We start from the raw sequence: 7,350 nt of genomic DNA, 5'->3' as shown, positions 1-7,350 counted from the left end.
CTGTATTTTGGCAGGATTTTTCGCCATAGTCATCTATTCGGGCCAAAATTCCTGTACTTTTGCAGCTTTTTCGCCAAAGCAATCTGCCGGGAGAACCATCAACTATCAACGGGCATTTTGTGAGCCAATGCAGGTTATCCCGCACCAACTCCAAAATGCCCGCAAATGGTAAATCCGCAATCCCTGATGTTGATTCCGTAATGCCTACAAATCCGTATGCCAAACGTTAGTCCCGCAAACCTTACACGTTGACTCCTTATGCCAACGTTGATTCCGCAAACCCTAAACGTTAAATCAAAGTATGCCCAAACGGCGTTTCCTAAAACCCTAAACGTTGAACCCTTAATCCCTAGCGAGACATGGCATTAGACCATCAATACAACGTCAAATATTGATCGCGTTCCCACTGATGCACTTGCGTGCGGTACATATCCCATTCGATTTCTTTCAGCTCGTAGAAATGGGCCAGAGCGTGGTCGCCGAGAGCGTCGCAAATGACTTCATCGCGCAGCAATTCGGAGAGCGCTTCTTTCAAATCGGCCGGCAGACTCGGGATCCCTTCTTCGATCCGCTCTTCTTCGGTCATGACATAAATGTTGCGGTCGGTCGGCGCAGGCAGCGGCAGCTTGTTGCGGATGCCGTCAAGCCCGGCTTTCAGCATGACAGCGAGCGCCAGATACGGGTTGGCCGCCGGGTCGGGATTGCGCACCTCCACACGGGTGCTGAGCCCGCGGGATGCCGGAATCCGGATCATCGGGCTCCGGTTGCTTGCGGACCAAGCTACATAGCAGGGCGCTTCGTAGCCCGGAACGAGACGCTTGTAGGAGTTGACCGTCGGATTCGTAATGGCGGCGATCGCACGGGCATGCTTCAAGATGCCCGCCATATAATGACGCGCCGTATCGCTGAGACCGAGCTTATCGTCCTTGTCGTAGAACGCGTTCGTGCCGCCGACAAACAGCGACTGATGACAGTGCATGCCGGAACCGTTCACGCCGTAAAGCGGCTTCGGCATAAACGTCGCATGCAGGCCGTGCTGACGCGCGATCGTTTTGACAACCAGCTTGAACGTTTGGATCTGGTCTGCCGCTTTCACCGCATCGGCGTATTTAAAGTCGATTTCGTGCTGACCGGGAGCCACTTCATGGTGGGACGCTTCGATTTCGAAGCCCATCTCTTCCAGCGTCAGTACAATTTCGCGGCGGCAGTTCTCGCCGAGATCGGTGGGCGCAAGGTCAAAATATCCGCCCTGATCGTTCAGTTCGGTCGTCGGATCGCCTTTCTCATCGGTTTTGAACAGGAAAAACTCCGGCTCCGGTCCGACGTTCATCGCCGTAAAGCCGAGTTCTTCCGCTTCCCGCAGCACGCGCTTCAGAATGCCGCGCGGATCGCCGGCGAATGGGGTGCCGTCAGGCATATAAACGTCGCAAATCAGCCGAGCGACGCGGTCTTCCGTCACCCACGGAAATACGACCCATGTATCGAGGTCGGGATACAGATACATATCCGACTCTTCGATCCGGACATATCCTTCGATCGACGAGCCGTCGAACATCATTTTGTTGTCGAGCGCTTTTTCCAACTGGCTGAACGGGATTTCCACATTTTTAATCGTGCCCAGCAGGTCGGTAAATTGCAAACGAATAAATCGGACGTTCTGCTCCTTGGCAATGCGCATGATGTCCTCTTTCGTGTAACTCAAAGTATCATCTCCTTATGACTGGATTACCGCATCTCTTACCGCTTATAGAAGTGGGACAACTGGCCTTGGATCATGGACGCTTTGCCAGGTCGTTTCTCGAGCAGCTCCCGCTTCAACAACCGATGCAACTGCGGCTCGGACAGCTCGCGACGTTTGACTTCGGATTGCTCGCTCAGGACGGTCGCTTCTTCCGACTCTTTGGATACCGGATTCATGACCTGCTTGATCCCGGCAATGTTGACGCCCTTCTCGATCAACGCCTTGATCTCCAGCAGCCGCTCCACATCGTTAAAGGAAAACAGCCGCTGATTGCCGGCGGTTCGCGCCGGAACGATCAGCTCGTGCTGCTCGTAATAACGAATTTGCCGGGCTGTCAGATCCGTCAGTTTCATGACGATGCCAATCGGGAAAAGCGCCATATTTCTGCGTATTTCGTCACCCATGTCGCATCAACCTTCCACCTCGCGGAGTTATTAATCCCATTGTAACCCTTTGCACAAAATGTGTCAAGGTGTGTTAGGTTTAATCACAATTAATTCACGATTTACCATGTTGGACAATGCGGTCAGAACGCCGAATTTGACGTGAGCGTAAGTCAGACCGCCCTGCATATAGGCGATATACGGCTCGCGAATCGGCGCGTCGGCCGACAGCTCCAGACTGCCGCCCTGAATGAACGTCCCTGCCGCCATAATGACCGGGTGCTCGTAGCCCGGCATATCCCAAGGCTCGGGAACGACATGGGCGTCTACCGCCGCCGCCTGCTGAATGCCCTGCACGAAAGCGATAAGCAGTTCGGGACTGCCGAAACGGACCGCTTGAATCAAGTCGGTGCGCGGCGACTGCCAATCCGGCCTCGTATCGAAGCCGAGCATGGAAAACAGCGCAGCAGCGAACACGCTTCCCTTCACCGCTTGTCCGACCAGATGGGGCGCCAAGTAGAGCCCTTGATACATCGACCGCAGCGTCCCCAGCGTTGCGCCGACCTCGCCGCCGATGCCGGGAGCCGTCAGGCGATATGCCGCCGCTTCCACCGCCGCCGCGGTGCCCGCGACATAGCCTCCTGTCGGGGCAAGGCCGCCGCCGGGGTTTTTAATGAGCGAACCGGCAATCAGATCGGCGCCGACCTCGGTCGGCTCGCGCTCTTCGGTAAACTCGCCGTAGCAGTTGTCGACGAAGACGAGCGCCTCCGGCTTCAACGCCTTCACCCGGCGGACCATCTCTCCGATTTCCGCCACGGTGAACGAATTCCGCCAGGCGTATCCGCGCGACCGCTGAATGCCGATCACTTTCGTTCGCTCCCCGATTGCCGCCGCGACGCCGTCCCAGTCGACTCCGCCGTCCGGCGTCAACGCCACTTCGCGGTAACGGACGCCCCAGTCCTGCAAGGAGCCTGTCCCGTCGCCGGGCTTGCCGATCACCTGATGAAGCGTATCGTATGGCGAGCCGGTAATATAGAGCAGCTCGTCGCCCGGCCGCAGCAAGCCGAACAGCGCACAGCCGATCGTATGCGTCCCGGACACAAAATGCGGCCGCACAAGAGCGGCCTCTGCGCCGAACACATCAGCGTAAACGAGATCGAGCACCTCTCTGCCCGAATCGTTATAGCCGTATCCCGTCGAACCGTTAAAATGAAAATCGCTTACACGATGACGGCGGAAAGCGCGGATCACTTTCCACTGGTTTCTCTCGGCGATCCGGTCGATTTCCCGGAACCTCCGTTCGGCCATCCGCTCCGCGTCATCGGCAAGCTTCATCAGACTTTCCCATACATGATCGTTCATTCGTTCCTTATCGCTCAATCCGAAATATCTCCCTTGCTCATTTCATTCCTTAATTCATGGGCGCTGCTCCAAATATTCATGAAGCGGTCCGCCCAAAACTTCGAAATCCTGCTTGTTCAGCTCCACTCTCAGCAGCAGCCTGTCCCCTGCCGTCTCTCTGTCGACCACTTCGCCTATCCGGTACGCGAGCGCGATCAAATCGCCGCGTTCCGCCGGCAGCGCAAACGTGCGGGTGTCTCCGGCCAGCTTGTCCTGAATCTTCTGGCGCAGCCGCGCGAGATCTTCTGCGTCGTAGGCGCTGATCAGCATCGTATCGCTGTCCGATGGCAGCAGCCCGAACGAAGCCGCCCCCGCCCCGCCGCATAAATCTTTTTTGTTGAAAATCGTTAGCTGCGGCTTGTCCGCGGCGCCCAGTTCGGACAAAATCGAGCCGACGACGCGCATCTGCTCTTCCCGCATCGGCGAGGAACAGTCGATGACATGCAGCAACAGATCGGCTTCGTTCACTTCTTCGAGCGTAGCCCGAAACGCAGCCACGAGATCGTGGGGCAAATTTTGAATAAAGCCGACCGTATCGGTCAGCAGCACTTCCTTGCCGCTCGGCAACGTCAACATTCTCGACGTCGGATCGAGCGTGGCAAACAGCCGGTTCTCGACGAGCACATCGGCGCTGGTCAGCTCGCGCAAGAGCGTGGACTTGCCGGCGTTCGTATAGCCGACCAGCGCGACCTGAACGACGCCGTTTTGCGGCGCCGTTCGCGGTGCAGCTTGCGATGGCGCACCACATCCGACAGCTGCCGCTTCAGGTCGGCGATTCGTTCCCGAATGTGCCGCCGATCCGTCTCCAGCTTCGTCTCTCCCGGGCCCCGCGTGCCGATGCCGCCGCCCAGCCGTGACAGATTGCGGCCCTGACCGGACAACCGCGGCAGCAGGTAGCTCAGCTGCGCCAGCTCGACCTGAATGATGCCTTCCCGCGTCTTGGCCCGCTGGGCGAAAATATCCAGAATAAGCTGCGTCCGGTCGATGATTTTGGCGTCGAGCGCCTCCTCCAGATTGCGCACCTGGGCGCCCGACAGCTCCTGGTCGAAAATGAACGTATTCGCGCCGAGCTCATCGCCAATCGCCTTCAATTCCTCCACTTTGCCTTTGCCGACGAACCACTTCGAATCGGGCGCATCCCGATGCTGCGTCACGGTCGCCGCCACATCGACGCCGGCCGTTTCCGCCAGGTTCACGAGCTCCTGCAAGGAATGCTCCGGATCGGCGGAGCCGCGGCGAATTTCGGGAGTGATAAGCGAGACCAAGACGGCGCGGTCTTGCACAAGCGTATTCGTTTCGTAAGTCGTTTGTCGCATAGACGGCTCCTTTACATCCAGGTTTCGTTACGTTTTGGCATCCCATTTCAAATCTTCCGGACGCAGCGACATCAGCTCCTGCCGGCCCGGCACCCCGCTCGAATATTGTCCGAGCAGCCGGACGGCCTGATGCCGGATCGATTTCTCGATGATATTGCGGACGTAGCGCGCATTGCTGAACGCGTACAGCGACGCGCTCTTCTCCTGCATCAAATGCTGGCGCAATTTAAAAACCGCCTGCGGAAGCATATAATAGTCCCGCTCTTTCGCCATCTGCTCCGCGATCTGGATCAACTGGTCGATCGTATAATCGGGAAAATCGATCTGGATCGGGAATCGGGACGGCAGTCCGGGATTGGTGAGCAAAAAGCGCTCGATCTCGGCCGGATACCCGGCCAAAATGAGAATGAATTGATTGCGCTGGTCCTCCATCGCCTTTACCAGCGTATCGATCGCTTCCTTGCCGAAATCTTTCTCCCCGCCTCTGGCAAGGCTGTAGGCTTCGTCCACGAACAGCACGCCGCCAAGCGCCTTCTTCACGAGGTCGCGCGTCTTCTGGGCCGTATGACCGATATATTCGCCGACAAGGTCTGCCCGCTCCACCTCGATCAGATGGCCTTTGCTCAATACGCCCATCTTCTGAAACAGCTTGGCGACGATGCGCGCGATCGTCGTCTTCCCCGTCCCCGGATTCCCTTTGAAAATCATATGATAGACATGCGATCCTCCGGCAAGACCCGCTTCGGCCCGCATTCGGCTGACATGGAGAAGCGCGTAAATTTCATAGATAAGCGACTTGACGTTCTCCATGCCGACCATCGTTTCCAATTCCTTCTGAATTTCGGCATAGTGATCGCCTCCCGGCAGCGGTTTGACCGCCGGCAGCGGCTCGCTCTCCGCAGCCTGCGCCGCCGCGACAGCCGCGGCAGCCTCATGGCTGCGTAGAACCACGTTGATCTGGCGGGACGGTCTGGCGTTGCCGTTCTTCGTTCCCGAGATGACAGGTCCGTTCATCCGTTGTATCACCCATCCTTCGCGCGTCGCTGCTGGCGCCTCTCGCGAAGCCGGGACAGTCCCGGCTCGTAAACGCCGCAATAACAGTGTATTCTAGCGGCGTCTTTCATATTAGAAGTTTTGAAATGCGGGAACGGGAGAACCGAGCCCCCAGCTCATCAGCAGCTTGTCCACATGCCATTTCGTCAAAGCGAGCACTTCCCTCGATTCGTACCGGGCGGCGGACAGAACTCTGGATTTCACCGCGGCGACCGTCGTATTCGTATATCCCAAATAATCGGCAATATCGCCGGATCGCTTCGCATGAAACGTATGCGTAATAATCAGTGCGCTTTTCCAGCCTTGCTTATCCATTATTTTCTTGCTGTACAACAAGTTTTCGTAAGTGTTCGTCGCGTCGTTTTCCAGCCTGATATGTTCCCCGGGAATTTGCTGTTTCACCAAATAATTGCGCATGCCTTCGGCTTCCGTCAACGCAGCGCCTTCGTAGTCATAGCCGCCGGATACGATGATCCGGGATATGTATCCCGACTTGTACAAATCGACGGCGTGATCGAGCCTTTCGCGCAGCGCCGGGCTCGGCTCGCCGTCCCACAGCGCCGCGCCCAGCACGATGCCGACGTCAGCGGTCGGCATCGGCTTAGGCGGCTTGTATTCGTGGATCGCCCAAAATTGATAGCCGATCCAGAACGCGGCGATCGCCACCGCCCAGGCGGACAGGCGCAGCGTGACGTAAAGCGGTCTTCTTTTTTGCCCCGCCGCTTCATGATTCGCTCAGTTCCCCCGTCCGTTCGCCGAGCAGCTTGCGATGCTTCAGGCTGAGCGCGAAATACCGGAACCGCCCGTTGCGGATCGCCGACAGCAAACGGCCGGCCGTCTTGCGCGCGAGTGCCGCATCTTTCCCGCTTACTTCGCCTTGCCGAACGGCGTCTTCCAGTTCGTCCTCGTCCATCAGGTACACTTCGCCTGACGGCAGCACGACGACATCCAAATACAAATCGTCGAACCAGGGAACCTGCTGATCGGTTAGCCCTTGCGTCTTGCAAACATCGATATACCATTGTACGACGCGTCCCTTATCGTCAAACATCGTCGTCACGACAAAGTGTTCTCCCCGCGGAAAATGCTGCATCCACAAATACCCTTTGTCCGCCAGACAGAGGCGCCTGCCGTTGTACTCTTTCCAGAGCGGCTCGCGCAGTTCGTGGATGCGGTAAAACGTCACGAGTCCTTTGAACTCTTCGCCGTCGATGGCCAGGCACGTATAACTTTTGCGCAAGATACGCCGCCAGTTGGCCCGATCTGAAAATTTACGTTTCATACGGCACGTACCTCTCCATTTAGGATGCGAAAAAGTCCGCCACAAATCGGTGACAGTTCTTCTCGAAAACAACATTTATTCATGTGAAAAGCTTACCACATCTTCACGCCCATCTCCAGCGACCGAAAAAATAAACCGGGCCTGCGAAAGCTCCGGATAAAACGGGAAAGGAGC

General features: G+C 57.1%; 6 protein-coding genes and 1 pseudogene. All 7 read right to left on the bottom strand.

Annotation, left to right across the window (positions count from 1 at the left end; all coding sequences use genetic code 11):
* Positions 1-373: 373 nt before the first annotated feature.
* Complete coding sequence (gene glnA, locus PACILC2_RS06720) at positions 374-1,702, bottom strand: type I glutamate--ammonia ligase (RefSeq protein ID WP_062492900.1); 1,329 nt, start codon at positions 1,700-1,702, stop codon at positions 374-376.
* Positions 1,703-1,737: 35 nt separating this feature from the next.
* Positions 1,738-2,145 carry a MerR family transcriptional regulator gene (locus PACILC2_RS06715; RefSeq protein ID WP_062492899.1) on the bottom strand — a complete coding sequence of 136 codons (408 nt, stop codon included), beginning with the start codon at positions 2,143-2,145 and terminating at the stop codon, positions 1,738-1,740.
* A 63-nt stretch (positions 2,146-2,208) separates the two neighbouring features.
* The gene (locus PACILC2_RS06710; RefSeq protein ID WP_244863296.1) at positions 2,209-3,459 is read right to left on the bottom strand and encodes a methionine gamma-lyase family protein; all 1,251 of its coding nucleotides are present in this window, start codon (positions 3,457-3,459) and stop codon (positions 2,209-2,211) included.
* An 81-nt stretch (positions 3,460-3,540) separates the two neighbouring features.
* Positions 3,541-4,841: pseudogene (gene hflX, locus PACILC2_RS06705) on the bottom strand (GTPase HflX).
* Positions 4,842-4,868: 27 nt separating this feature from the next.
* Entirely contained in the window at positions 4,869-5,855 is a 987-nt protein-coding gene (locus PACILC2_RS06700) for an AAA family ATPase (protein WP_213528261.1), read from the bottom strand.
* Positions 5,856-5,966: 111 nt separating this feature from the next.
* Complete coding sequence (locus tag PACILC2_RS06695; RefSeq protein WP_213528259.1) at positions 5,967-6,560, bottom strand: YdcF family protein; 594 nt, start codon at positions 6,558-6,560, stop codon at positions 5,967-5,969.
* A 58-nt stretch (positions 6,561-6,618) separates the two neighbouring features.
* Positions 6,619-7,176 carry a ribonuclease FAU-1 family protein gene (locus PACILC2_RS06690; protein ID WP_062492895.1) on the bottom strand — a complete coding sequence of 186 codons (558 nt, stop codon included), beginning with the start codon at positions 7,174-7,176 and terminating at the stop codon, positions 6,619-6,621.
* Positions 7,177-7,350 lie beyond the last annotated feature (174 nt).

It is taken from the genome of Paenibacillus cisolokensis (assembly GCF_018403665.1).
Lineage (GTDB): Bacteria > Bacillota > Bacilli > Paenibacillales > Paenibacillaceae > Paenibacillus_AH > Paenibacillus_AH cisolokensis.
This window is presented reverse-complemented; position numbering and strand designations above follow the sequence as displayed.

Bases quoted from the DNA above. Each gene is read 5' to 3' on its own strand.
- PACILC2_RS06710 (WP_244863296.1), bottom strand. From the start codon at position 3,459: ATGAAGCTTGCCGATGACGCGGAGCGGATGGCCGAACGGAGGTTCCGG.
- PACILC2_RS06715 (WP_062492899.1), bottom strand. From the start codon at position 2,145: ATGGGTGACGAAATACGCAGAAATATGGCGCTTTTCCCGATTGGCATC.
- PACILC2_RS06690 (WP_062492895.1), bottom strand. From the start codon at position 7,176: ATGAAACGTAAATTTTCAGATCGGGCCAACTGGCGGCGTATCTTGCGC.
- PACILC2_RS06700 (WP_213528261.1), bottom strand. From the start codon at position 5,855: ATGAACGGACCTGTCATCTCGGGAACGAAGAACGGCAACGCCAGACCG.